This is a genomic window from Hymenobacter agri, assembly GCF_054778495.1.
This window is the reverse complement of the sequence record NZ_BAAGZM010001170.1, coordinates 1-702: the sequence shown is the minus strand read 5'-3', so window position 1 is coordinate 702 and position 702 is coordinate 1. Positions and strand designations below refer to the sequence as shown.

The following is a 702-nucleotide window of genomic DNA, read 5'->3' as shown; positions in this document are numbered from 1 at the left end:
CGCAGCGCCGGCCGCTGCCGCTTCAGCCAGGCATCAACGGCGGCGGCATCGAGTTCTTCGCCGGGGCGCAGCGGGCCGGCAGTGTCGAGGAGGCGGGCGGTGGGTTGGGTGGGCATAGGGTCAATGATTAGCACGTCAAACTCTCCTCCTTACCAAGGAGGGGATGTTGTCGCTTCAGCGACAACGGGGGTGGTTGTAGGCATTGAACGGTTGGCCTGGGCTTCGTTTGGGTGTCGTTCAACCAATTCAACCACCCCAATTTCAGCTTTGCTGAAATGTCCCCTCCTCATCTGAGGAGGGGAGTTTCGTTCAATTCTTGCCCTTATACTTCGCCAGCTCCACCCTGGCCACCATGGCGCGGTGCACCTCGTCAGGCCCGTCGGCCAGGCGCAGGGCGCGGGCCACGGTGAACAGCGCCGTGAGCGGTACGTCGTGCGACACGCCCGCGCCGCCGTGCAGCTGAATGGCCTCATCCACCACTCGTTGCAGCACATTGGGTGCCACCACTTTAATGGCCGAAATCTCATTCATCGAAGCCTTCACGCCTTGGCTATCGATTTTCCAGGCGGCATACAGCGTGAGCAGGCGGGCCTGGTCGATGGCCATGCGCAGGTCGGCCACGCGCTCGAGGTTGCCGCCCAGGTGCAGCAGCGGCTTGCCGAAAGCCGTGCGCGACAGGCCGCGGGTTATCAGCAGCTCCAG

At 63.4% G+C, this 702-nt stretch carries 1 protein-coding gene; it reads right to left on the bottom strand.

Features of this window, described 5'->3' with window-relative positions; all coding sequences use genetic code 11:
- Positions 1-309: 309 nt before the first annotated feature.
- On the bottom strand, positions 310-702 hold a 393-nt coding region (locus ACYVDE_RS25140), incomplete at its 5' end, for an acyl-CoA dehydrogenase family protein (RefSeq protein WP_460504246.1).